Origin of the sequence: Gimesia sp. (genome assembly GCF_048260065.1) — a bacterium.
Classification (GTDB): domain Bacteria; phylum Planctomycetota; class Planctomycetia; order Planctomycetales; family Planctomycetaceae; genus Gimesia.
Genome location: NZ_JBLXHC010000024.1, coordinates 41505 through 65014 on the forward strand (window position 1 = coordinate 41505; position 23510 = coordinate 65014).

The 23510-nt window shown below is 51.4% G+C and carries 19 protein-coding genes; 14 read left to right on the top strand and 5 right to left on the bottom strand.

Annotated features, from left to right (window positions below):
• Positions 1-6 precede the first annotated feature (6 nt).
• From ACN0YN_RS28490 to ACN0YN_RS28545, 12 genes are all read left to right on the top strand, one after another.
• A complete protein-coding gene (locus tag ACN0YN_RS28490; RefSeq protein WP_417388289.1) occupies positions 7-777 on the top strand; it encodes a ferredoxin reductase in 771 nt (256 codons plus the stop codon).
• A 6-nt stretch (positions 778-783) separates the two neighbouring features.
• Positions 784-2529 carry a DmsC/YnfH family molybdoenzyme membrane anchor subunit gene (locus ACN0YN_RS28495; protein ID WP_417388290.1) on the top strand — a complete coding sequence of 582 codons (1746 nt, stop codon included), beginning with the start codon at positions 784-786 and terminating at the stop codon, positions 2527-2529.
• 40 nt (positions 2530-2569) lie between these two features.
• Complete coding sequence (locus ACN0YN_RS28500) at positions 2570-4768, top strand: molybdopterin oxidoreductase family protein (protein ID WP_417388315.1); 2199 nt, start codon at positions 2570-2572, stop codon at positions 4766-4768.
• A gap of 319 nt (positions 4769-5087) precedes the next feature.
• Complete coding sequence (locus ACN0YN_RS28505; RefSeq protein ID WP_417388291.1) at positions 5088-6131, top strand: hypothetical protein; 1044 nt, start codon at positions 5088-5090, stop codon at positions 6129-6131.
• 318 nt (positions 6132-6449) lie between these two features.
• Positions 6450-6977 carry an RNA polymerase sigma factor gene (locus tag ACN0YN_RS28510; protein WP_417388292.1) on the top strand — a complete coding sequence of 176 codons (528 nt, stop codon included), beginning with the start codon at positions 6450-6452 and terminating at the stop codon, positions 6975-6977.
• Between the two features lie 41 nt (positions 6978-7018).
• Positions 7019-7579: a hypothetical protein gene (locus ACN0YN_RS28515; protein ID WP_417388293.1), complete on the top strand. Its 561-nt coding sequence runs from the start codon at positions 7019-7021 to the stop codon at positions 7577-7579.
• 4 nt (positions 7580-7583) lie between these two features.
• On the top strand, positions 7584-8267 hold the full coding sequence (locus tag ACN0YN_RS28520) for a hypothetical protein (protein ID WP_417388294.1): 684 nt from the start codon (positions 7584-7586) through the stop codon (positions 8265-8267).
• 51 nt (positions 8268-8318) lie between these two features.
• Positions 8319-11066, top strand: coding sequence for a DUF1549 domain-containing protein (locus ACN0YN_RS28525; protein WP_417388295.1), 2748 nt, complete (start codon positions 8319-8321; stop codon positions 11064-11066).
• A 95-nt stretch (positions 11067-11161) separates the two neighbouring features.
• The gene (locus ACN0YN_RS28530; protein WP_417388296.1) at positions 11162-12460 is read left to right on the top strand and encodes a DUF1501 domain-containing protein; all 1299 of its coding nucleotides are present in this window, start codon (positions 11162-11164) and stop codon (positions 12458-12460) included.
• Between the two features lie 71 nt (positions 12461-12531).
• Positions 12532-13044: a hypothetical protein gene (locus tag ACN0YN_RS28535; protein ID WP_417388297.1), complete on the top strand. Its 513-nt coding sequence runs from the start codon at positions 12532-12534 to the stop codon at positions 13042-13044.
• A 393-nt stretch (positions 13045-13437) separates the two neighbouring features.
• A complete protein-coding gene (locus ACN0YN_RS28540; RefSeq protein ID WP_417388298.1) occupies positions 13438-16299 on the top strand; it encodes a DUF1553 domain-containing protein in 2862 nt (953 codons plus the stop codon).
• 15 nt (positions 16300-16314) lie between these two features.
• Positions 16315-17754: a DUF1501 domain-containing protein gene (locus ACN0YN_RS28545; RefSeq protein WP_417388299.1), complete on the top strand. Its 1440-nt coding sequence runs from the start codon at positions 16315-16317 to the stop codon at positions 17752-17754.
• Positions 17755-17873: 119 nt separating this feature from the next.
• Here ACN0YN_RS28545 and ACN0YN_RS28550 read toward each other — a convergent pair whose 3' ends face one another.
• Positions 17874-18074, bottom strand: a complete 201-nt coding sequence (locus tag ACN0YN_RS28550; protein ID WP_002646585.1) for a cold-shock protein — start codon at positions 18072-18074, stop codon at positions 17874-17876.
• 478 nt (positions 18075-18552) lie between these two features.
• On the opposite strand from ACN0YN_RS28550, the gene ACN0YN_RS28555 reads away from it, so the two are divergent.
• Complete coding sequence (locus ACN0YN_RS28555) at positions 18553-19755, top strand: toll/interleukin-1 receptor domain-containing protein (protein WP_417388300.1); 1203 nt, start codon at positions 18553-18555, stop codon at positions 19753-19755.
• A gap of 19 nt (positions 19756-19774) precedes the next feature.
• Here the strand turns inward: ACN0YN_RS28555 and ACN0YN_RS28560 are convergent, their stop codons facing one another.
• Positions 19775-20023, bottom strand: coding sequence for a hypothetical protein (locus ACN0YN_RS28560; RefSeq protein ID WP_417388301.1), 249 nt, complete (start codon positions 20021-20023; stop codon positions 19775-19777).
• Between the two features lie 176 nt (positions 20024-20199).
• Here ACN0YN_RS28560 and ACN0YN_RS28565 point away from each other — a divergent pair, with 176 nt between their 5' ends.
• Entirely contained in the window at positions 20200-20985 is a 786-nt protein-coding gene (locus ACN0YN_RS28565) for a DUF2071 domain-containing protein (RefSeq protein ID WP_417388302.1), read from the top strand.
• A 53-nt stretch (positions 20986-21038) separates the two neighbouring features.
• Here the strand turns inward: ACN0YN_RS28565 and ACN0YN_RS28570 are convergent, their stop codons facing one another.
• The 3 genes from ACN0YN_RS28570 to ACN0YN_RS28580 all read right to left on the bottom strand — a co-directional run bounded on the left by ACN0YN_RS28570 (position 21039) and on the right by ACN0YN_RS28580 (position 23358).
• A complete protein-coding gene (locus ACN0YN_RS28570) occupies positions 21039-21383 on the bottom strand; it encodes an ArsR/SmtB family transcription factor (protein WP_417388303.1) in 345 nt (114 codons plus the stop codon).
• Positions 21364-21831: an SRPBCC family protein gene (locus tag ACN0YN_RS28575; protein WP_417388304.1), complete on the bottom strand. Its 468-nt coding sequence runs from the start codon at positions 21829-21831 to the stop codon at positions 21364-21366. The genes ACN0YN_RS28570 and ACN0YN_RS28575 overlap by 20 nt, the downstream gene beginning before the upstream one ends.
• A 189-nt stretch (positions 21832-22020) precedes the next feature.
• Complete coding sequence (locus ACN0YN_RS28580) at positions 22021-23358, bottom strand: anti-phage deoxyguanosine triphosphatase (RefSeq protein ID WP_417388316.1); 1338 nt, start codon at positions 23356-23358, stop codon at positions 22021-22023.
• Between the last annotated feature and the right edge of the window lie 152 nt (positions 23359-23510).

A 23510-nucleotide genomic window follows, 5' to 3' on the forward strand; every position in this document is an offset into this window, starting at 1 on the left:
TTTGGAATGATAATATTCAATCAACAAGACAGCAAAATACAAAAAGATCAACTGATATCGCTTCCGGTGACCAACATCATCGAGGAAGCAGATGAGGTCCGAACTTTTCGGCTTGATAATTCACAGGGACTGATTTCCCCACATCTTCCCGGGATGTTCGCCAAAGTCTGCCTCGATATTAATGGTTCCGATGTCTGGCGCAGTTTTTCCATCAGTTCTTCTCCCCATCAAAGTGAGCGGATTGATTTAACCATCAAACGCAATCCCGCTGGGCAGGTCGGAAACTATTTTTTTGACCACATCCATATTGGCAGTCACGTACGGCTCAAAGGCCCGTTAGGCCAGTTTTATTTTGATCCGGCACAGCATCTTGAACCTGTGGTTCTCCTGTGTGCAGGCATTGGGATTACTCCCATGATGAGTATCGTACGTTATCTGCAGGCCACAAACGTGAACCGGATCTGCTACCTGTTTTATGGTGCCCGGACACATCGGGATATTATATTTGATCAGGAAACACGCGACCTGATCACGGAAATGCCGGACTTCCATTACTTTCTGACACTTTCTCAACCGGTCCCTCACTGGCTGGGATATTGTGGACAACTCAATTTCGATTTCATGATCACAAAGATCCCCCAGGTTGAGTTATCCCGTTTCTTTTTATGTGGCCCGCGAAATTTCAATCAGGATTTCACACTTCGACTGCTCGAAATGGGAGTACCACACGAACTGATTCACAGTGAACAATTTCATAAAAAAAATAAAACCAGATAGAGACGCATGAACTTCGACGTTGACGGCACAAATCTGAACCAGTCCTTTTCCAGCAATGCGGGTGCTTCGGTTGCACCGCGGGGAACATCCTCCGAACAGGAATTCGACCTGATCTCACTGCTGCTGAAAGAGCAGCAGACACTCACCGCCATCGATCAGTTTGCCAGAAAATACGATTCCAATCAGTTGCCGGCACAGTCGCGTTATTATGCAGATCTGATTCCTTCCGCCACTCCTCAGTCTGGAGAACAATATGCGTTCGGCGTGGATCTGGATCGCTGTTCGGGCTGTAAAGCCTGTGTGACGGCCTGCCACTCCCTGAATGGACTGGATGAAAATGAAACCTGGCGCGATGTCGGGTTGCTCACTGGCGGTACAAACCAGGATCCGATTTATCAGCATGTCACCACCGCCTGTCATCACTGCCTGGAACCGGGGTGCATGCAGGCCTGTCCCGTGAATGCCTACGAAAAAGATCCCATCACGGGGATCGTCAGACACCTGGACGACCAGTGTTTCGGCTGCCAGTATTGTACGCTGGCCTGTCCTTACGATGTCCCCAAATACCACAGCAAGAAAGGTATTGTCCGCAAATGCGACATGTGCAGTCAGCGTCTGGCTGATGGAGAAGCCCCCGCGTGTGTGCAGGCCTGCCCCCATCAGGCGATTTCCATCAATATCGTCAACAAAGAGCAGGTGATTGCCGATTCGGAAATCGATCCGTTTCTGCCGGCTGCTCCCGATCCGCAGCACACGTATCCGACGACCACGTATAAATCAAAAAAACCGTTTCCCCGCAATACCATCCCCGCAGATTATTATTCTGCCAGCCCACAGCATGCCCACATGCCTCTGGTGATCATGCTGGTATTAACACAGCTTTCCGTCGGCGCGTTTCTCACCAGTCTCGCGCTGGAATATTTCCTCAGTCCCGAATCGACAGCCGGCATGATGCGGATTTCTGCCACGTTTGCACTCTTCTTCGGATTAGTTGCGCTCGGGGCCAGCACGTTGCATCTGGGACGTCCTCAATATGCTTTCCGGGGAATCCTGGGACTCAAACATTCCTGGTTGAGCCGTGAGATCCTCGCGTTTGGTGTTTTCTCCAATACAGCGATCGCGTATGCCCTGTTGACCTGGCTTTCAGGAGAATCATTCGCTGACCTCAAAGCCTGGCAGCCTCTGGCAGGTCAACTGGTTGGTCTGACAGGAGTCATAGGCATCTTCTGTTCAATCATGATTTACGTGTTTACGAAACGTGAGTTCTGGAATTTTGAATCCACGATGATCAAGTTCGGGCTGACCTCTGTGCTCATGGGAATTGCATCGACCCTGTTCACACTGAATTTATTCGGCCTCTATTCCAGCTCGCCTGAAACGCAACTGCTGGTTGCCCAGGCAGGGCCGATGCTGGCGAAAGCGCTGATTGTCACTGCTGTCTGCAAACTCGCGTACGAAGCTTCTATCTTTCGCTACCTGCTGCGACGTCAGAACTCGCCTCTCAAACGATCTGCTCTGTTGATGAGCGGGGAACTTTCCAATATCACGCTGGCTCGATTTGCCTGCGGAATACTGGGAGGCATTCTGATGCCGACCTTTTTATTGAATCACCAGACTCAACCTTTACATACCATCAGCCTCATAATCATTGTCTCCTTCCTGTTTGTTGCCAACCTCGCTGGTGAACTGCTGGAACGATACCTGTTTTTCTCTGCGGTTGCCGCTCCCCGCATGCCAGGTGTACTACGATGACGCACTTTTTATCGCACTGGAATCGGTTTCGATGTCAATAATGGATCCCTCAAATATAGGCTCCCTGATTCATCAGAAAGAAGGGCACCTGACCCGAGAGCTATTACTTTCGCCCGGCGGATTTGGACTGGGGAAAGTTCCCGAAAAAAATCTGCCTGATTCAACAACTCAGATGGTTTGCGGCTTTTGTGGCACGGGATGTAACCTGAATATTCATTTAAAAGATGGGGAAGGAATCTGCGTCAGTCCGACGACAGAGTACCCGGTCAATCTCGGCATGGCCTGTCCGAAAGGCTGGGAAGCATTATCCGTCCTGGAATCTCCTAATCGCGCGATCAGCCCGCTCGTCAAAAAGTCTCCCAACCACTGGGAACCGGTCGACTGGGATACCGCTTTGAGCCTGTTCACCCGTAAGTTTAAGGGAATTCAGCAGAAGTATGGAGACGATTCCGTTGCCTTCCTGAGCACAGGTCAAATGGTGACGGAAGAGATGGCCTTTCTGGGAGCGCTGGCTAAGTTTGGGATGGGAATGCAGCATGGCGACGGGAATACGCGTCAGTGCATGGCTTCCGCAGTCACCGCTTACAAACAGTCGTTTGGCTTCGATTCCCCGCCATTCACTTACCAGGACCTGGAAGAATCTGATGTGCTGGTTTTTGTCGGCGCGAACCCCTGTATCGCCCATCCCATCATGTGGGAACGGGTGATGCGCAATCCGCATGCCCCTGAAATCATCGCCGTCGATCCCCGCAAAACCGAGACCGCGATGCAGGCCAGCCTGCACCTGCAGATCTATCCGAAATCCGATCTGCCTCTGTTTTACGGGATCGCCAGAATCCTGATCGAGCAGGGGGCCATCGACGAAAAATACATTCAGGGACATACCGAAGGATTTCAGGAGTTCGCAGACTACGTCGCCGAGTATCCGCTGGAGCGAGTCATTGCCGAAACCGGGTTAAGCCAGTCCGCAATCGAAAAGTTTGCCGATCTGATCAAATCAGGGAAGCGGGTTTCGTTCTGGTGGACCATGGGAGTCAATCAAAGCTACCAGGGAGTCCGTACCGCGCAGGCTCTGATCAACCTGGCATTGATGACCGGGAACATCGGTCGCCCGGGAACCGGAGCCAACTCGATTACAGGGCAGTGTAATGCGATGGGATCCCGATTATTCAGCAATACCACGAATCTATTGGGGGGGCATGATTTTCTGAACGCCGAACACCGCGAGAAAGTTGCCCGCGTGCTTTCGATCCCGACAGAACGGATTCCCGATCAAAACAGCTGGCCTTACCACAAAATCATCGAAGGAATTCTGGCCGGTAAAATTAAAGGACTGTGGGTCATCTGCACGAACCCGGCTCATTCCTGGATCAACCAGGGACAGGTCCGCGACATTCTGGACCGTCTCGACTTCCTGGTCGTTCAGGATATGTATCATGATACGGAAACCGCAAAGTTTGCTGACCTCATCCTGCCGGCTGCAGGCTGGGGTGAAAAAGAGGGGACCTTCATCAACGCCGAGCGGCGGATTGGTAGCGTGAAACGCGTCAAACGCGCTCCCGGACAGGCGTTGTCAGACTTTTCCATCTTTAAACTGATTGCCCAGTACTGGGGCTGCGGCGAAATGTTTTCTAAATGGAAATCACCGGAAGATGTGTTTCAGTTGATGAAACAGTTATCCAAAGATCAACCCTGTGATTTTTCCGGTATCGAAAATTACGCAGCGGTTGACGAGCAGGGAGGCATTCAATGGCCATTCCCCGATACACAGACACAACCTCCCGAACCGCAACGCCGCCTCTTTGAAGACGGCGCCTATTTTCATGAGAATGGTCGGGCGCGATTTATCTTTTCAGAACCTTCCAAAATGCCGGAACCGCCTAACGATCAGTATCCGTTCATTCTGTTAACGGGACGCGGGACCGCATCGCAGTGGCATACGCAGACCAGGACACGCAACTCCGATGTACTGCGCAAGCTTTATCCGGAACGGATCTATGTGGAGATGAATCCTCAGGATGCCCGCTCACATTCGATTCAGCCAAATGACTGGATCATGGTGGAGTCGCAGCGGGGTCACTTGAAAGCACGCGCGTTTATTACTCAATCGGTTCAACCGGGACAGCTTTTCATTCCTATGCATTATGAAGAGACCAATCAACTGACCGATGCCGTATTCGATCCGCATTCCAGTCAGCCTTCCTACAAGTGTTGCGCCGTGAAAGTGAGTACGAACTGACAGGTCCCGCAATCCGAAAGCAGACATACGCTGAAACTGCATATCTCCCCCCATTTCACAATTAATGTGTTCTCTTCCTCCGCCTGCCGGATACTTATTCCCGCCAGCTTTAGTGTATTCCAGAGACCTCTGCAAGAATCCGGACATTTTTGTGGCCCCAATCAACAAAACCGGAGATTGTATTAAATCGCGCTTATCGGTTCAGAAGAATACCGATATGAGATCTAAGCGCTGATCGCACGACCGGACAAGGAGTGCGCGCTGCATGTGAGAAACGGTGCCCCCCACACTCATCCATTGAATTCAATAAATCAGGCCAATGAATTTATTACAATCTCAATTCATGCAGCTCAAAGTCTTCGCTTTCTGCTGCCTGCTGCTGTTTGTCACTCCAGGGTTTGCGCAATCTGTTCCTCCAGCTCCCGCTTCTGATACTCCTGCTGCAACGTGCCTCAATACGCCCGACTGCGTCAGTTGTGTTCCCGAAATCAACTATTGGGTTGTCAGCAGCCGTTGCTGTATTCAGAAGAGTAAATGCTGTTGCCCCTGTTGCGAATTCGATGTGTATCACTCCAGTTCAGAAGGACGCGTGACGGAACAGACGATGGAAAGTCTGGTCCAGTCGATTCATCCGGAAGCCCCCATCTGTATCATGGTGCATGGCAGCTTCGTCGACTGGGACAGTGTGCTGAACGATTCTTACAATACTTATCTCTGGTTGCGAAGTGCCGCACCTCAGATGCCGTTAAACGTGATCTTTTTTACCTGGCCCAGTGATGACATGCCGACCAGGATCATTCCCGTTGATGTCAATATCCTCGGAAAACGGGCAGAATATAATGGGCATTACCTGACGAGACTGATTGCCCAACTTCCCGAACATCATCAGATCAGTATGCTCGGGCACAGCCATGGAGCACGCGCAGTTGCCTCTGCCATGCATCTGATTGGTGGAGGCAGCATCCAAGGGATTTCGCTGCAGGATTGTGGCATTCACATCTGCTGTCGGTGCCGCCATTTTCGGATTGTATTTGCCGCCGCTGCCATCAATCACAACTGGTTGAACCCCGGAGAACGATATGGCTGTGGTCTGAACTGCACCGACTGTCTGATCAACTTGCGAAACCACAAGGACCGGATCCTGCTGTTTTACCCGGTTCTCGCTCCCATTTCCCGCCGCGCCCTGGCACGAACCGGATTCACCTATCTGGACAGACGGGCCCTGGGAGATGACGTCAATCGGGTTCACGATATTGACGTCTCCCAATGCGTCGGAGCCGGCCACATGTTTCCCAACTACTACAGCCACCCGGAAATCGCAGAAACGATTGTCCCCGCCATCTATTTTCACAACGCAGAATAATCCTGAGTAAGGAACCTGCCTTGCAGCCCTCACTTCACTATTCACAAGAACACACCCGGGTGTGACTTGACTTTGTGAATCACTGCGCTTCGCTGGTAATTATTTTGCATATTGCCACGCATCTGTATATTCTGATTGAGGATTTCCCGCCTGCAGTCATACTGAAATGACTGTATTCTCCTGCAAAATAGAGACTTACGCGAATTCCAACCCCTGTCGGATATTTTGAAAATCATTCCGTTTTCTGAAAATAATCCCGACCGCTCGTGCATCTGTATTACTAAAAGCCGTGGTTTAGTTAACAAACGGGAGTAGAAATTGGCCACCGGAAACGATGGCAAACTCGCCCCCGAGCTCGTCCATCAACTATTTGAAGACCATGCTGGCGAATTGCGCGCTTTTTTACTGGGTGTGTTACGCAACCACGATCTGGTTGATGAAGTATTGCAGCTGACGTTTTCCAAAGCCCTGGAATCAGGGGGCACCTCGAAAGAAGAGACTCGCAAGGGCTGGCTGTTTCGAGTGGCCTACAACGAAGCGATGGGGCTGATTCGTCGGAAAAAAATACAGAAGAAATCATTGAATCAACTGGGACAGACGACCAAGTTTTTCTCGACCGATTCACCCGATCAACAGCTGCTGGACGACGAAACGATTGAGCAGATCCGACTGGCCCTCAATCATCTGCCTGAGAATCAACAGGCAGTGGTACAGGCCCGGATTTATGAAAATAAAACGTTTAACGAAATCGCACAGGACCTCGACATCCCTCTGGGAACTGTGCTCACAAGAATGCGGCTCGCCATTAAATCACTTTCAAGTCGGCTCGATAATCCCGCTGAATAAATCAGAACCATTTATCACCGCTACTTGCCAAGACCATGATTATGAATCAAACAACACCGGAATCTGACCAGCCTGCTGACAACGATCTGAACTGGATCGCGTTTCAGTACCTCACGAACGAACTTTCCGCCGCTGATTCGCTCCAGTTTGAATCACTGCTGGCAGAAAAGCAGTCCGCACGTGAAGCGCTCGCGCAGGCAACCCGTCTGGTCGCTGGTCTGCACGCGATTGAATCCGTCCCCGCGACTGTCGCTCCTCAATCTCAACCTGTTGCTCACCACCGTTCGCTGAAATGGGTCGTCATCAGTTGCTCAATCGCTGCGATGCTGTTTCTGGCGATCTCCCTGCTGCCGAAAACTCAGGTCCCCCAGACCGAACTGGTTTCCAGCTCCGGCCTCAACGATGCTTCTGAAGAAGACCTGGAACACCTGCTGAACCTCTGGTCCGAATCTGCAGAAGAGAATCAGTTCCTCTCCCAGAATACCGTGACGGAACCAATCGATTCTCTGGACCAGCAGACCACACTGGCAGAAAACCATTCGCTCGAAATCCCAGACTGGCTCTACACAGCCGTCGCTCTCCCGGATGAAAGTGTGAACTGAAGCCATGTTATCCAGCCCTCGTCAATCTGATACGTACTCGCGTCTGCTGCTGTTACTCCTCAGCTGTGGCTGCCTGCTGCTGCCTGCCTCTGTCTCTGCACAAAACGGAGCCAAAGGGGAGACGGTTAACATTTCACGCGATGCTTCAAAAACAGCAGTAGCCGTTACACCGGAAGCCAAATCAGAAAAAGAGCAGAAAGCAGCCAATGCCGTCAGCGCCAACCGGGAAAAACTGGCAATCGAATTTGCCCGGACTCATCATCCTGAACTGGCGGACCTGATCCAGCGACTGAAAAAACACAAACCACGCGAATACAAGCGTGCGATCCGAGACCTCGACAGCACGCTGACCAAACTGGATCGGTTCAAAAAACGTGATAATGACCGCTACCGACTGACCCTGGAACGCTGGGAAGTCGATTCACGCATTCGGCTGATGGCCGCCCGGGTTTCTATTATGGGCAGCAGTGATGATGAAGCGGAATTAAAAACACTCCTGAAACAGCGCATGGATCTGCAACTGGAATTTTTGAAACACGAAAAAGCCCAGGCTGAAAAACGACTGCAGAAGCTGGAAAAATCCATCGCCGATATCGAACAAAACCATGACAAACTCGTTGATTCTGAGTTGGCCAAAATCAACCGCAGTATCAAAAAAACGGGCCAGTCAAACAAAAAACAAAAGTAAACGGATTACTCTCTGACAGACTTAACCGTCGTCTCTAATGCAAGGTGTGATATGAAATCAATTCGCATGACAAGTTGTTGCTTCTCCTTACTGGCCGTCATCGCGTTGTCCGCAACGAGCGAGGCTGCAGACAAGACCGACGTCAAACAGCCGGTCAATCAGCGATTTTCTGACCCTGCCAGCACGGAAGTCCCCCAGTTTCAGCAGCACGTTATCCCACTGCTGGGCAAGCTGGGCTGTAATGGACGCGCCTGCCACGGCTCATTCCAGGGAAAAGGTGATTTCCGGCTTTCACTGTTCGGCTACGATTTCGCGATGGATCACCAGCAGTTAACCGACAAAGACGCGGAACGCATCAACCTGAAAGATGCCGCAGAAAGCCTGATCATTCAGAAGCCTCTCAATGAAATTGAACACGAAGGGGGCAAACGCTTCGAAAAAGACAGCTGGCAGCATCGACTGCTGTTGAGCTGGGTTAAAGCGGGCGCGAACGGCTTACCTAAACAAGCTCCCAAATTTGAACGTCTGATCGTCACCCCCGATGCGATTCAGTTCAAAAAAGAAGGGGAGACCGTTTCCTTAAATGCGATCGCCGTCTGGTCTGATGGCACACGTGAAGATGTCACGCCGCTCTGTCGCTTCCAGACCAACAACGAACAGATTGCAACGATCACCGAAGAAGGTCTCGTCACTGCTGCCAAACCGGGAGACACCCATGTGGTCGCCTTCTACGATTCCGGCGTGATTCCCGTTCCGGTGATCCAGCCTGTCTCCGAACAGTATGGCGAAAAATATCCTCAAATCGCTGCTGCGACCGAAGTCGACAAACATGTGGTCAACAAACTGCAGAAACTGGGCATGGTTCCCGCCGACAAATGTGATGATACCGAATTCCTGCGTCGTGTCAGTCTGGACATTTCCGGCACACTGCCTGCACCTCATGAAATAGAATCATTCCTGAAAGACACCTCTCCCGACAAACGCGAGAAGAAAATTGACGAACTGCTGGAAAGCCCCGGTTATGCCGCCTGGTGGGCCACCAAGCTGTGTGACTTCACACAGAATAACTACGACGACCTCGTGAATGTTTCTCCCGTCCGCGAACGTCCCAGCCAGGACTGGTACGACTGGATCAAAAAACGCGTTGCCAACAATGTCGGCTACGACAAAATCACCGAAGGCATCCTGCTGGCAACCAGCCGCGAAAATGGCGAGAGCTTCGAAGAGTTCACCAAAAACATCAATGCGATTTACCAGGACAAACCAGGCACAGACATTACGGACCGCGATCACATGCCTTATTACTGGGCGCGACGTGACCTGCGGAACCCCGATGACCGGGTGCTGGGCTTTGCCTACACCTTCCTGGGAATCCGGATTCAGTGTGCCCAGTGCCACAAACATCCGTTTGACCAATGGACCCAGAACGATTTCAAACAGTTCCGCGGATTCTTTACCCGGGTGAATTTTGGCGTCAATCCTGAATCCAAGGACGAATACGCTGCCATGGTGGATAAACTGGGTTCCGAAAAACTGCGTGGTAACCAGTTGCTCCGCGAATTGAGCAAAGAAGTCAAAAAAGGAAACGACGTGCCTTTCATGGAGGTGTATGTCACCAAAGCACGTCCTGCCAGCAAGAACAATAAAAATAAGAAAAAGCAGAACAAAAAGGGCGGTCGCAACGGCCAGACTCCTGATACAGCCAAACTCCTGGGAGCCGAAGTGGTCCAGATCAATGAACTGGATGACCCACGTACCGCTCTGATGGAATGGTTACGCCGTGAAGACAATCCGTACTTCGCGAAAGCCTTCGTTAACCGTGTCTGGGCTTCTTACTTCAACCGGGGAATTATTGAACCCGCTGATGACCTGAACCTGGCCAATCCTCCCAGCAATGCACCATTGCTGGACTATCTGTCACGCGAATTCATTCGTCGCGACTTCGACATGAAATGGTTGCATCGTGAAATCACCAACAGTGACACGTATCAGCGCAGCTGGCAGACCAACAAAACCAATGAACTGGATGAAGTCAACTTCAGCCACTACATTCCCCATCGTCTGCCTGCAGAAGTTCTGTACGATGCCATTCATCAGGCAACCGCTTCTGACGATGCCATCGACAGTATGAAAAACAGCATCAATGATCGTGCGATTGCAATTGCTGCCTCAGGCGTTCGTAACCGGGCGATGCGGGATCAGCAGTACGCGTTGACCATCTTCGGACGTTCGACTCGTGAAAACAACTGCGACTGTGACCGTTCGGTTGACCCGAGCCTGTTACAGACGATGTACATCAAAAATGACAACGATGTGTACTCTGCCATCAACCGTACCAACAGCAGCTGGCTGTTCCAGGTCGGACAACAGTTGGGAGCGGTACAGAAACCGAATGCTCAGAAAGAGCAGATGGGGAATCGTCTGGAGAAACTGCAGGAACAGGCCAAAGACGCGAAACAGCGTGTGGCTCAGTTGCGAAAGCAGGATGACAAGAAGAAACTCCAGCAGGCTCAAAAGCGGTTCAAAGAACTGAATGAGCAGGTCCGCAGAGTACGACAGATGGCCAGCAAAGCCGGCAATACTCCTGCGAAACTGCAGACCTTTGAAGGACCGATCTCCGCTGAGAAATCAGAAGAAATTATCACCAACACTTACCTGAGAAGCCTGAGTCGTTATCCGACAGAAGAAGAAATTGCTTCTGCCAGAAAATACCTGGGTGAATCCGAGAATAAAATTGATGGTTTGTATGACCTGATCTGGGCAGTGATTAACACGAAGGAATTCATGCTCAATCACTAAAATCAAAACTGAAACAACAGCGACAATCCACTGTATCACCAAACAACTTTCGCCTGATGATTTCAATCAGGCATCACAATGTGAAAGGAATTCTCATGGCCGTATCAATGACATGCGATGGAGTGAAACGCCGCGATTTTCTGAAAATCGGTACGCTCGGCTTCACTGGTTTGACACTTTCTTCCTACCTGAGAATGGTAGATGCCGGACAGGCGAAACCGGAAAAAGCCAAGTCAGCCATCTTTATCGAACTTTCCGGCGGTCCTTCCCACATGGATACGTTCGACCTCAAACCCGAATCGTCCAGCGAATATCGTGGGGAATTCAAACCCATTAAAACCAATGTGAGCGGGATCGAAATTTCCGAGCATCTGCCCAAGCTGGCCGCCTGCATGGATAAGTTCGCGCTGCTCCGCGGGGTCTCACACTCTGTTGCCGCGCACGCATTGGGTCGCGCTTACGTGAATACAGGCAGCCGCCCATTGCCTTCTCTGGAATATCCCGGCTACGGTGCCGTCTACACCAAAGAATATCCGGGGCCGGCAAACCTGCCTCCGTATGTTTCGATTCCGAATTCGACCCAGAAACCAGGGTTCCTGGGCGTCAAATACGCGCCGTTAAACACGGGCGCCACACCACGTCCGGGTCAGCCGTTTAATGTTCGGGGGATCTCACTCCGTTCCGGTCTGACGATTGAAAATATCGAACGCCGCGAATCACTGTTGCGGGAGATCGATCAGAAATTCAGCGGTCTGGAAAAGAACTCACAGCTGATCGAAGGTCTGGATCGATTCGGACAGCAGGCGCAAGCGATTATCACATCGAAACGAGCCCGTGATGCGTTTGACGTTTCCAAAGAATCACCGAACTTCGTCAAACCGTTTGGCGAATCCAGCTTCGGGCAGAGCTGTCTGCTGGCTTCGCGTCTGGTGGAATCCGGCGTGCGGTTTGTTACCGTCTCCATGGGTGGCTGGGACACGCACAACAAAAACTGGGATGCCCTGGAAAACCGTCAGTTGCCTCCGTTTGACGAAGGTCTGTCTGCTCTATTCAACGGCCTGGCTGAAAAGGGATTACTGGAATCAACGGCCGTCTACGTGACCGGCGAGTTCGGACGTACTCCCAAAATCAATAACCAGCGCGGCGGACGCGATCACTATCCACGCTGCATGTTCATGCTGATGGCCGGTGGGATGGTCAAAGGTGGTCAGGTACTCGGCAAGAGTACTGCCAATGGAACGGAACCAGAGGGTGACGGATTCTCTCCCGATGACGTCGCTGCTTCCTTCTACCACAACCTGGGTATCGACTTTACTAAAGAATATCACACCAACACCGGACGGCCGATTACCATCGTTCGTGATGGTGCTGTGATTAATAAACTGTTCTCTTAAGTGTGGCACTTCCCGTCAATCTCCATGTTGGAGATCTGGCATTAACTGTTATTTCCTGAGGGGGAATGAGAATGTTGAAAGTATCAAAAGCGCTTGTGGCTGTAGCTTTAATCATGGCATGTGTCGCATCAGTAGATGCAGCCGATAAAGGTGCCAAAAAGAAAAAGGGCAACAAAAAACAGGCGAACGTCACGATTCAGGCTTTGAATCTTCCTGATTCAATTGAACTGTCTGACGAGCAGAAAGAAAAAGTGGCAGCTCTGAAGAAAGAGTACACTCCCAAATTTGCCGCTCTGCAGAAAAAGAATCGTGAGATTCTGACCGATGAACAGGTCAAAGCACGACGTACAGCAATGAAAGAAGCGAAGGACGCCGGTAAAAAAGGCAAAGAACTTCGTGATGCCGTCAATGCTGCACTGAACCTGTCTGATGATCAGGAAAAACAGATGAAAGAAGTGACTGGCGAAATTCGTAAACTGAACGCAGAAGTCACTGGGAAACTGGAAGGTATTTTAACCGCCGATCAGTATGCCAAAATCAAAAAGCCTGCAAAAGGTAAGAAAGCCAAGAAGAAAAACAGCTGATCTGCCGATCAGGTTTCTGGATTTTCTGCGCTGAATGAATTTGCAGGCCACTAAGCCATTTGCGTTTCCCCCCGATTCGGATTTCTGAATCGGGGGTATTTTTTTGGTTTTGCCAGAATCTGTACTCTGCAAAATCGCTTCAAACGTCGTAAGTTCAGGAAACAAAGGGAGTTTGATGGCATCTCCTGCCGGAAAAAGAGTTGTTTTTCGTCACAAATGCTGATATAAACATTACTTGATTCAATTCCGATCACAGGGACGAGATTGTGGCCAGTCATTCGGTCACGAATCCCGGTTCTTTCGGACCGAGTCTATAAGCTGAAAGACGCGATGGTTACATGTGATGTGCTCAATCTGAAGGGGCATACCCAAACCGAGTGAGGAGCAGGCTGAATGTTGCGGACTGAACCAAAATCCCGCCTGAGATACTTCTTCGTATTGATATTGCTGGTGTCCGGCCTGATATCACCTGCCTGGAGCGCGGAAGCTACAGGGAAAGCAGGGGACAAGGGAATTGAGTTTTTTGAATCAAAGATTCGCCCGGTCCTGATCAAACACTGCTACGAATGCCACGCCGCCGATTCCAAATCAATCCGAGGCGGTCTGCTGCTCGATACACGAGCCGGTCTGCTGAAAGGGGGAGATTCCGGTCCCGCTCTGGAACCAGGTAAACCGGCAGAAAGTATGCTGCTTGAATCGTTACGGTTCGAAAGCTTTGAGATGCCACCGTCCGGGAAACTCGCGCCGGAGATCATTGCCGATTTTGAAACCTGGATCAAAATGGGAGCCCCCGATCCCCGGGACGGTGAAAGCAAGATCGTCAAACAGGGAGTCGGTATCGAAGAAGGAAAAGAGTTCTGGTCCTTTCGCCCGATCACAACACATCCTGTCCCTGCCGTTACTGATGCGGGCTGGTACGAGACCGACATCGATCTATTCATTCGGGCACGACAGGAACAGCGGAATCTCGAACCGGCGCCTGAAGCATCACCCACCACACTGGTTCGTCGGTTGTATTATGATCTGACCGGACTGCCACCCACTCCGGCGCAGATAGATGCTTATCTCAAAGATAAGAGTCCCGGAGCAACGGAAAAGCTGGTCGATGAGCTTCTGGCATCGCCGCAGTTTGGCGTACGCTGGGGACGTTACTGGCTGGATATCGCCCGCTATTCTCAGTCTACAGGAGGCGGCCGTTCGCTGCTGTATGATTCTGCCTGGCGGTATCGAAACTATGTCATTGATTCATTCAATGCAGATAAGCCTTACGATCAATTCATTACCGAGCAGATTGCCGGTGATCTGCTGGAGGCGAAAGACTATCAGCAGCGTCGCGAACAGTTGATTGCCACCGCCTTTCTCCTGCTGGGACCGACCAACTACGAACAGCAGGACAAAGAACAACTGCGGATGGATGTGATTGACGAACAGATCCAGACCGTGGGCCGGGCCTTTCTGTCGATGACACTGGGTTGTGCCCGCTGTCACGATCACAAATTCGACCCCATTCCTGCTTCCGATTACTACGCACTGGCGGGAATCTTCCGCAGCACAAAGATGCTGACCCCCGGCAATGTTTCCGGCTGGACCAAACGTCCGCTGCCTCTGCCGACGCCACAGAAGAAGAAATACGATGAATATCAGCAGACTCTGGCCAGCCTGAATTCGCAGATCAAAACAAAGCAGGGGGAATTAAAGCTGCTGCGTGAGAATCTGAATACCATTACGCTGGATGATTCCTCCGCGACGCTGATTGGCGACTGGAAAGAGTCCACCTTTTTCAAAGACTATATCGGCAAAGGTTATATTCACGACCAGCATACCGCCAAAGGGAAAAAGCTAGTCAAGTTTTCGCCGCGTAAACTCAAATCAGGACGTTATGATGTCCAGCTGGCTTACAATTCTGCAGAATCGCGGGCGTCCCGGGTGCCGATTACGATTAAAACTCCGCAAGGGGAGCAGACGGTTTACCTGAACCAGCGCATTCAACCTACAGACGGTGCATTCGCCTCGGTGGGGCAGTTTGATTTTTCAGGGACGAAAGACGATGAAATCATCGTTTCCAACGAAGGCACTGACGGCTACGTGATCGTCGATGCGATTCGCTTCATCTCCGCTCCCGTGGAATCGACTGGCAAAGAACAACAGCAGGCAGCCGTCTCGGAATACAAACAGACGCTGCTGAAGATCAAAGAAACCAAACATCAGCTGGCTGCACTCAAGACGGAAATGGAACAGCATAAGAAAGCAGCACCGCCCGCAGTTCCTGAAATCATGGCAGTCTACGAACAGGACGAACCGGGAGATTATCACGTACTGATTCGGGGCGACGTCCACCATCCTGGAAAGACAGTACCCCGCGGATTCATCACCGTCGCACAGACAGGGGAAGCCCCGGTCATCTCCGCTGATACCAGTGGTCGCAGAGAACTGGCCCGCTGGATTACTGATCCTCAAAACCCGCTGACCGCCCGCGTGTATGTCAATCGGATCTGGCATCACCTGTTCGGTTCCGGCCTGGTACGCACGGTCGATAACTTCGGTTTCCGTGGCGAGACACCTTCTCATCCGGAACTGCTGGACTACCTGGCATTGAGACTGATCGAAAACGGCTGGTCAACCAAAGCCATGATTCGCGAGATTGTCCTTTCGGAAACTTATCAGCGTTCCAGCAGTTCGACAGCGGAACAACGGGAACTGGACCCGGACAACCGACTGTTGTCCCACCAGAATCATCGCCGCCTCGATGCCGAAGCCATTCGGGATACGATTCTGTTCGTAAGTGGAAAACTGGATCTGTCACAACACGACCAGACCATCCGCCCGAATACGAAATCGGAATACGGGTATCAGTTCCATAACCAGTTCCGCAGCGTCTATGTACCGGTCTTCCGAAACCGTCTGCATGATCTGCTGGCGATCTTTGATTTTCCCGATCCGAACCTGTCAGTAGGGCGTCGCAACACCAGCACGCTTTCCACACAGGCGCTGTACCTGATGAATAACCCGTTCGTCATCGAACAGGCACAGAATATCGCACAGCGACTGCTGGAACAATACCCCGACGATGAATCGGCCCGCATCAACGCTTTGTTTCGCATGTCACTGGGACGACTTCCCAGCCCGGCGGAAAAAAACAACGCTGCCTCCTTCGTGAATCAAACCGATGCGCAGGATTCGACAACTGAGCTCCAGCGCTGGACCGCCTGTTGTCAGACGATTATTGCCTGCATCGATTTTCGCTATATTAAATAAACCTGGAGCGATTCCATGTTCCCACAATATCAACCTGTTTCCCGTCGTCAGTTACTGGCAACCTCTGCCTGTGGTTTTGGTTCACTGGCCCTCAACGGTATGCTGAACTCCGCTCGCGCAAACAGTCCTTCTGCCGCTCAACAGAACCCCCTGGCTCCGCAGGAACCGATGTTCGCCCCGCGTGCCAAACGCATCATCTTTATCTTCATGCAGGGGGGCCCAAGCCAGGTTGATACGTTTGACTACAAACCGCTGCTGGCCAAAAAGGACGGGGAAGAACTGGAATTCAAAGACTCCCGCAAGATCGCTAAGACGGGAGGCTACGGCAAAGAAAAAGTGATGCAGTCCCTCTGGAAGTTCCGCCAGTACGGCGAGACCGGACACTGGGTTTCCGACCTGTTCCCGGAGATCGGCAAACAGGTGGACGACCTCTGCTTCGTCCACAGCATGCACACCAACGGTGTGGCACATGGGCCGAGTACGCTGTTCCTGCACACCGGGACCACTAACCTGATTATGCCTTCCATCGGCTCGTGGGTGACTTATGGCCTGGGGACCGAGAATGAAAACATTCCCGGCTTCATTACCATCTCTCCCTCTTCCTCGAACGGTGGCCCCCGTAATTATTCGAATGCGTTTCTGCCCTCTCACTATCAGGGAACCGCACTGGGGCGAGCCGCCCAACCGGCGAAAGAAGCCCGCTTTAATAATGTCAAAAACCAGCAGTGGTCACTCGCGAAACAGCGTCAGCAGCTGAAACTGCTGCAGTCACTCAATCAGAGTCAGATGCAGACGAACCAGCATGACGACGAACTGGCTGCGGTCGTGAATTCGTTCGAACTGGCGTTCCGGATGCAGCAGCATGCCCCCGGTCTGACTGATCTCTCGGGTGAATCCAAGGCGACCTTTGATCTGTATGGCATCGGCCAGGAAGAAACCGATGATTTCGGCCGCCAGTGTCTGCTGGCCCGACGCATGGCGGAAGCCGGGACGCGCTACATCCAGGTGAACTACGCCGACAATGGCAATACCCCCCGCTGGGATCAGCACAGTAAGATTCAGAAGCATGAAACGCATGCCCGGGCAACAGACAAACCGGTCGCCGGACTGATTCAGGATATGAAACAGCGCGGACTGCTGGAAGACACACTCATCTGGTGGGGCGGGGAGTTCGGTCGGAATCCGTTCAAACAGGGTGTGGACGGCCGCGATCACAACCCCAAAGGCTTCACCCACTTCCTGTGTGGGGCAGGCGTCAAAGCCGGTTTCTCGTTTGGTACGACCGATGAATTCGGCCACGAGGCGGTCGAGAACAAAGTCCATATGCATGACATGCACGCCACACTGCTGCATCTCTTGGGAATCGATCACGAACGCCTGACTTATCGCCACGCCGGACGGGATTTCCGCCTGACCGATGTAGAAGGCCGCGTCGTTTCCGAACTCTTTGCGTGAAGCTTTCACGCCGTTTTAGCGTGAGAATCACAGAGCAAACCGACAGAGTCGTCAGTAGTCATAAAAAAACGCCCGGAGCAAATCCGGGCGCGATATCTGTTCAGTCCAGCGGTCTAAGATTAGTCTACGACTTTGACGCCAGTTGCACAGGGACCTTTACGTCCCTGACCGACTTCGTATTCAACCATCTGACCTTCCTGAAGCTCTTCGAGGGTCACACCCTGTACTTCAGAGTAATGAAAAAACAGGTCGCCCCGTTCGCCTTCAATGAACCCGAATCCGCGATCTGAAACAATTCTCTTGATTTTACCTTGTGGCATTTCTGCTCTCCAACCAAATAAACCGGTGACGCACGACGATTCTCTTTAGAGCCGTCGATCGTCAAAAAATGAAAGCAGATAAAGCTACAAAAATCGAAGCGGATACTTACGTAGTAGGCCAGCTACGCACAATGGAGCGGGAAGAGAAGAACGACCCGAAGGAGGTTATACTACACCTTGTCTCTGCTCGTCATACTTGCATGACCGGTGTATTATAGCTGGTACTGTTTATTTGTAAAGATAGACTAAATAGCTTAAACGCATTTATAACGGTCCCGATTTGCCTGTCGGGAAGCGAGGAAATCTGGAAGAACCAGCCACTTTTCCTGAGGTCCCGGGAAGTCCGAACCTGCGGAGATTTGAACTGGTCTCAATGAAGAGTGTTCGTCTGCTGTCAGTCAGATCTCAGTTTACAATCTTAGTCCATGAACCAGGCCCCCCCTGCCTATTTCAGATCTCTTACCAGGAATGATTCAATATGGCTGATCCAGAACATCTGCAAATCGTACGACAGGGGGCCGCGGCCATTTTCAGCTGGCGGCAGAGCAATCCCGATCTGGACCTGGATTTGAGTTCTGCCGATTTGTCAAATGTGAAGCTGGAAGGCGCAGACCTGCAGGGTTCCGATCTGAATGACGCCGACTTGAGCCATGCCAATCTTATTAGAGCGAATCTGTCTGACGCGGACTTAATCAGTGCGAAACTGAATGGCACCATTCTAAGCCACGCCAACTTTTTTTCAGCCTGTTTAGAGGATGCATCTTTAATCGGTGCCTTTTTGAAGCATGTCGATTTGAGTGAAGCCAGTCTCGAAGGTGCCGATTTACGCGGCGCTGATTTGAGCGAAGCGGATCTGGAAAACGCGTATTTCACGGGCGCTGATTTAAGCAACACCCTATTGCAGCGAACCATTTTTTATCGAACGAGGCTGAACGGGTGCAAACTGTGTGGGGCAACACTCACTGGCGCCACACTGTCTGACGTATCGTTAGTGGGCACCGATTTTGATCAGTTGATCTCTGCTTATAACCAATGGAACAACCTTGATCTATCAAAAGTGCTCCATCTCGAAACCGTGATCCATGAGGGCCCCGGTTCGCTGGGCATCGACACACTGATCCGATCGCAAGGTACGATTCCTGATCCGTTTCTGCGTGGCAGTGGTGTGCCGCAGCACGTTATTTCCCAGATACCGGTTCTGTTTTCCAGATCAGCTATTCCCTACGATTCCTGTCTCATTATTCAAAGCTCCCAGGAACGACCGTTTGCCGACTGGCTCTTTGAAAGATTACAGGAGAAAGGCATTCGCTGTTGGCTCGACTCAGATTTCCATTTCCTCGACCAGATCTACGGTGCTTTCTGCCTGGGCTCTGAAATCGCGGAGAACGTTCGCATCCTGCTCTGTCTTTCCAGAAAATCGCTCGCAGACCACTCATTCCTCTCTGCACTGGACGACCTGTTTCTGAGAGAAAAACATCGATGCCAAAATACAGAGCCAAGGCAGCAGGCAGTCATCCCGCTGATCATTGACGAAGAACTTTTTACAGACTGGAATCATCCTCTGCGTGATCAGATCCTTGAACTGGAATCGATCTCGTTTTCGGGTTGGGAGAAGTATTCTGTCCAGTCAGGACATGCCTTGAATCAACTTGTCGAAGCTCTAAAGACCAGAGCCGACTGACGGCAAACGATTTTGCTGGTCAAATAATTTTCTGCCAGAGACCGATGTAGAACTCAACGACTGGTACCAGAACCGGGACGGAGAACAGGGGCGTATAAAACAGCTCGACATAAACCATTACAGGGGACGGCCCGACCGGGCTGGCGGCGAACTGACGGCAGATCGCGATGATCGGCCCCGCACTCAGCAGATAAAGCACCAGCAGAATACTAAGAATGTATCCCAGACGCAGCGCTGTTTTTCTGATCAATTCGTTTCTGATTTTCACAGACGAAGCCTCCACTGCAGAAATGGTTCAGCAACAGGATTATGAATTATCTTAAAAGTCAGAAATCAAAAGGGAATCTTTTTTTCGTGATTCGACAGGAAATTGATCAGCTGTTACAGTTGCAGTCAGGGAACATCGGACTTTCCGGGACTCTGGTGACTTAACGGAAGAGAAAAATGAAGCCGTTAACATTCAATGACGAGCTGCTGTGTCGCCGACCGCCGCGGGGAATCGACGTGGATACGACGCTCTCACACTTCGCCATCATTACCATTCTGGTGGAACCCGAAATCGCGCGACGTCATTTACACGCCCGCTTTGAACTGGATCTCATTGAAGTCAACGGCCGGGAATGTGCCCTGGTCTCTCTGGTCCCCTTCGTCGATCAGGATTTTCGCTTTGCCCGCATCCCGTGGTTCCAATGGCAGTTCGGTCAGACGAATTATCGGATGTACGCGACCGATACTGAAACCGGCGAACACATTGCCTGGTTCTTTGGGACGTCGCTCGATTCCTGGACGGTCGCTGTCCCACGATTTTTCTGGAAACTTCCCTGGCATCGCGCGCACATCCAGTTTGATTGTACTTATGATGCGGCACTGCAACGCTACACGACGTATCGCATGCAGACAACCAACAGCTGGGCCGACGCAGAAGTGGAACTGTCCGACACAGGGCAACCGCCAACGGAACTTGCCGGCTTTGATGATCTGGAAACCGGACTGGTTCTGCTGACGCATCCACGCAAAGGCTATTTTTATCGACGCGATGGCCAGCTTGGCTCTTATTCCATCTGGCACGATCGGCTGCAGACAACGGTCGGCCACGTTCAGACGGCCCGCTTTGATCTACTCAATACGCTGGGGCTGGCGGAACCGGGGGAAGCACTCAACATTCACAGTGTCCTGATGCAGCAGAAGACCGAATTCACCATCTATCTGCCGCCTCATCGTGTGAAATGAACTGGTCAGAAAACCGGATTCCGAAACAGACAATCGATTTGATGGAACCGTGATCATGCTTGTTCGACATGAGATTTCAAACGGTCCAGGGCGTGGTCCCATTGCTTTGAAATGAGATCGAGTGCCAGTCGCAAATCGTCCAGCGGCTTTTGTTCCACCTGAAACAGTTTTTCCCGTCCCTTTCGTACGCCTTTTACCAGGCCCACTTCGTTTAATACCTGAAGATGTTTTGTGATGGCCTGCCTGGAAACGGATTCGCCCTGCGACAACTGGGAGATGGATTTCGGCTGGCCATCTCCCAGTTTCATGAGCAGGGTTAATCTGGTTTCGTCACCAAGGGCAGCAAACAGGGGGGCACGACTGCATAACTGCCCGACATCACGTTTGAATACTTTCATTGAGATAGGTCTCGATATTTTTGATTTGTCCCGTCCAGCCCTTATCGTTCATGCGAAAGGCTTCGTCACGCCTTACCGCAGGAATCGCATCAAAGCCGGATTCGATAACCGTCAGGAGAGTCCCTTCTGCGGTCTCTTTCAATTGAAACTCAACCAGTGTCGGTTTCTCCTGAGAATAATCACAGCCAGGATCAATTGCATAGGGATGCCAGTAAAAAGAAAATAAGGTTTCAGGTTGGATCTCATGGACTTCTACTTCCATGACGATATGATCGTAGCCTGGAATCGTAATTTGCCCGACGGTTTTCTCACCGGCAACAAATGGACTCTGCAGGTTGACGCCAAACCAGGCCCCGAATTCCTTGTAATCTGTCAATGCTTTCCAGACCCGATTCAGGGGGGCCTGTAACGTGATCTGCTTTTTGATTATATCGCTGTTTGATGACACCACAGTTTGCTCCTCTCAATTATAGCAACGGAACGAGTTCCCGCAACCTTATGGTTGCACGTCACCATCTTTATACGCAACCTTACAGTTGCATGTCAAGGCCGCAAATCAAATTTTAAAACAGTGACTCAGAGTCCGTTCAGATAGCATCGACAGATTCGCGAATGGATCCCATACGACAAATTGAAATTAAAACTGGTCAAACAGTGATCCGGCCTGGGGGAGAAACAGGCTGCTGTAGAGTCGGCTGGCATACAGGTCGGTCATGCCCGAGACGTAGTCACACAGTACCCGTTTTGAATTGCCTGTTTTGTAGATTTCGTACTCGTCCGGCTTCAGCAGTCGCTCCGGATTTTCCAGCAACGCTTCAAACAGTTTGTCGACGATCATCTGCCCCTTGATTTCCAGAATCTGATTCTGACGCTGACGGATGACGTGCTTGAGGACGAACGTTTTGAGGATATCGAGAATCGCAGCCGAATCGTCTTTCAGGCAGGCGTTATAACGGACCAGTTCATGTTCGCCTGATTCCAGATCCCGGATTTCGGTGTCGCGAATCAGTCCGCCGACAATGTTGCTGATGCCGTGCTTTAACTGTTTATGAGAGCCAGAAAACAGCTTTTCCGTATAGCGGGTGACGACATCCGCCAGGTAGGAATCCTGGAAAGACTTGACCAGCTCCATTACTTCCGCATCCCAGATTCTCTGAGAGACCAGCCCCAGCGCGATCGCATCTTCGAGATCATGTACGCCGTAGGCAATGTCATCTGCCAGTTCCATGATCGAGGTATCGAACGATTTGCGGACGGTTTTGGCATGCCCGCCTGGCTTCGGTTTGATTTCAGAGAGAATCGCGCGATCACTGGCGGAGAAGGGCTGCAGGATCCAGTCCAGCAGATCCTCGTCATCGTCGTGAATACATTTAGGGGGGCGATAGAGTGAGAGTTTCGAGGGGGAATCGTCGCTGTGATTCTGCAGTTTTTCATAGTTGGCCACCTGTGAATGGGTGGCGGGATATTTCAACAGGCCCAGCAGTGTTCTTCTTGTGAGATCCAGGCCATGATGATCGGAAAACTCTCCCAGGCGGCAGACGATGCGCAGCGTCTGTCCGTTGCCTTCAAAGCCGCCATCCTGGTGCATATGCTTATTCAGTGAATATTCGCCCCCATGCCCGTAAGGGGGATGTCCCAGATCGTGGGCCAGGCAGATCGCCTCGATCAGACTGTTGGACGGAATCAGGCTGGATAGCTGCTCCCGATGTCCCGAAAATCGCAGGTGTGAGGCAATACTGGCACCGATCTGTGCCACCTCGAGGGAATGCGTGAGACGCGTGCGATAGAAATCACTGTCACCCAGCGAGAAGACCTGCGTCTTGGACTGCAGTCGGCGAAACGCGGACGAATGAATAATCCGGGCTTTATCGCGGAGAAACTGTGACTCAAAGTTCTCTGAATCGGGATCGTTAAACGTTTTTCGCGGATGCCCCTCTTCGTCCTCGCGCCTGCGTAATATCCAGTGATCTTCCATCATAGCCCTGAAGCGTATTATCCTGTGAATGTATATTTCTTTAAATTTCAGTACGATGCAGGATTATATACACTTCCGGCTCAAAGCAGAAGCATGGCACGCAGCATACAAAAGTGGGCAATTTGTTACATTTCAGCAGCATGTATTCCGAC

What these genes read in the sequence shown, in the direction of transcription:
- ACN0YN_RS28540 (WP_417388298.1), top strand. Translation starts at nt 13,438, where the DNA reads ATGTTGCGGACTGAACCAAAATCCCGCCTGAGATACTTCTTCGTATTG.
- ACN0YN_RS28545 (WP_417388299.1), top strand. Translation starts at nt 16,315, where the DNA reads ATGTTCCCACAATATCAACCTGTTTCCCGTCGTCAGTTACTGGCAACC.
- ACN0YN_RS28580 (WP_417388316.1), bottom strand. Translation starts at nt 23,358, where the DNA reads ATGGAAGATCACTGGATATTACGCAGGCGCGAGGACGAAGAGGGGCAT.
- ACN0YN_RS28495 (WP_417388290.1), top strand. Translation starts at nt 784, where the DNA reads ATGAACTTCGACGTTGACGGCACAAATCTGAACCAGTCCTTTTCCAGC.
- ACN0YN_RS28525 (WP_417388295.1), top strand. Translation starts at nt 8,319, where the DNA reads ATGAAATCAATTCGCATGACAAGTTGTTGCTTCTCCTTACTGGCCGTC.
- ACN0YN_RS28505 (WP_417388291.1), top strand. Translation starts at nt 5,088, where the DNA reads ATGAATTTATTACAATCTCAATTCATGCAGCTCAAAGTCTTCGCTTTC.
- ACN0YN_RS28515 (WP_417388293.1), top strand. Translation starts at nt 7,019, where the DNA reads ATGAATCAAACAACACCGGAATCTGACCAGCCTGCTGACAACGATCTG.
- ACN0YN_RS28565 (WP_417388302.1), top strand. Translation starts at nt 20,200, where the DNA reads ATGAAGCCGTTAACATTCAATGACGAGCTGCTGTGTCGCCGACCGCCG.
- ACN0YN_RS28500 (WP_417388315.1), top strand. Translation starts at nt 2,570, where the DNA reads ATGGATCCCTCAAATATAGGCTCCCTGATTCATCAGAAAGAAGGGCAC.
- ACN0YN_RS28535 (WP_417388297.1), top strand. Translation starts at nt 12,532, where the DNA reads ATGTTGAAAGTATCAAAAGCGCTTGTGGCTGTAGCTTTAATCATGGCA.
- ACN0YN_RS28570 (WP_417388303.1), bottom strand. Translation starts at nt 21,383, where the DNA reads ATGAAAGTATTCAAACGTGATGTCGGGCAGTTATGCAGTCGTGCCCCC.
- ACN0YN_RS28550 (WP_002646585.1), bottom strand. Translation starts at nt 18,074, where the DNA reads ATGCCACAAGGTAAAATCAAGAGAATTGTTTCAGATCGCGGATTCGGG.
- ACN0YN_RS28490 (WP_417388289.1), top strand. Translation starts at nt 7, where the DNA reads ATGATAATATTCAATCAACAAGACAGCAAAATACAAAAAGATCAACTG.
- ACN0YN_RS28520 (WP_417388294.1), top strand. Translation starts at nt 7,584, where the DNA reads ATGTTATCCAGCCCTCGTCAATCTGATACGTACTCGCGTCTGCTGCTG.
- ACN0YN_RS28530 (WP_417388296.1), top strand. Translation starts at nt 11,162, where the DNA reads ATGGCCGTATCAATGACATGCGATGGAGTGAAACGCCGCGATTTTCTG.
- ACN0YN_RS28555 (WP_417388300.1), top strand. Translation starts at nt 18,553, where the DNA reads ATGGCTGATCCAGAACATCTGCAAATCGTACGACAGGGGGCCGCGGCC.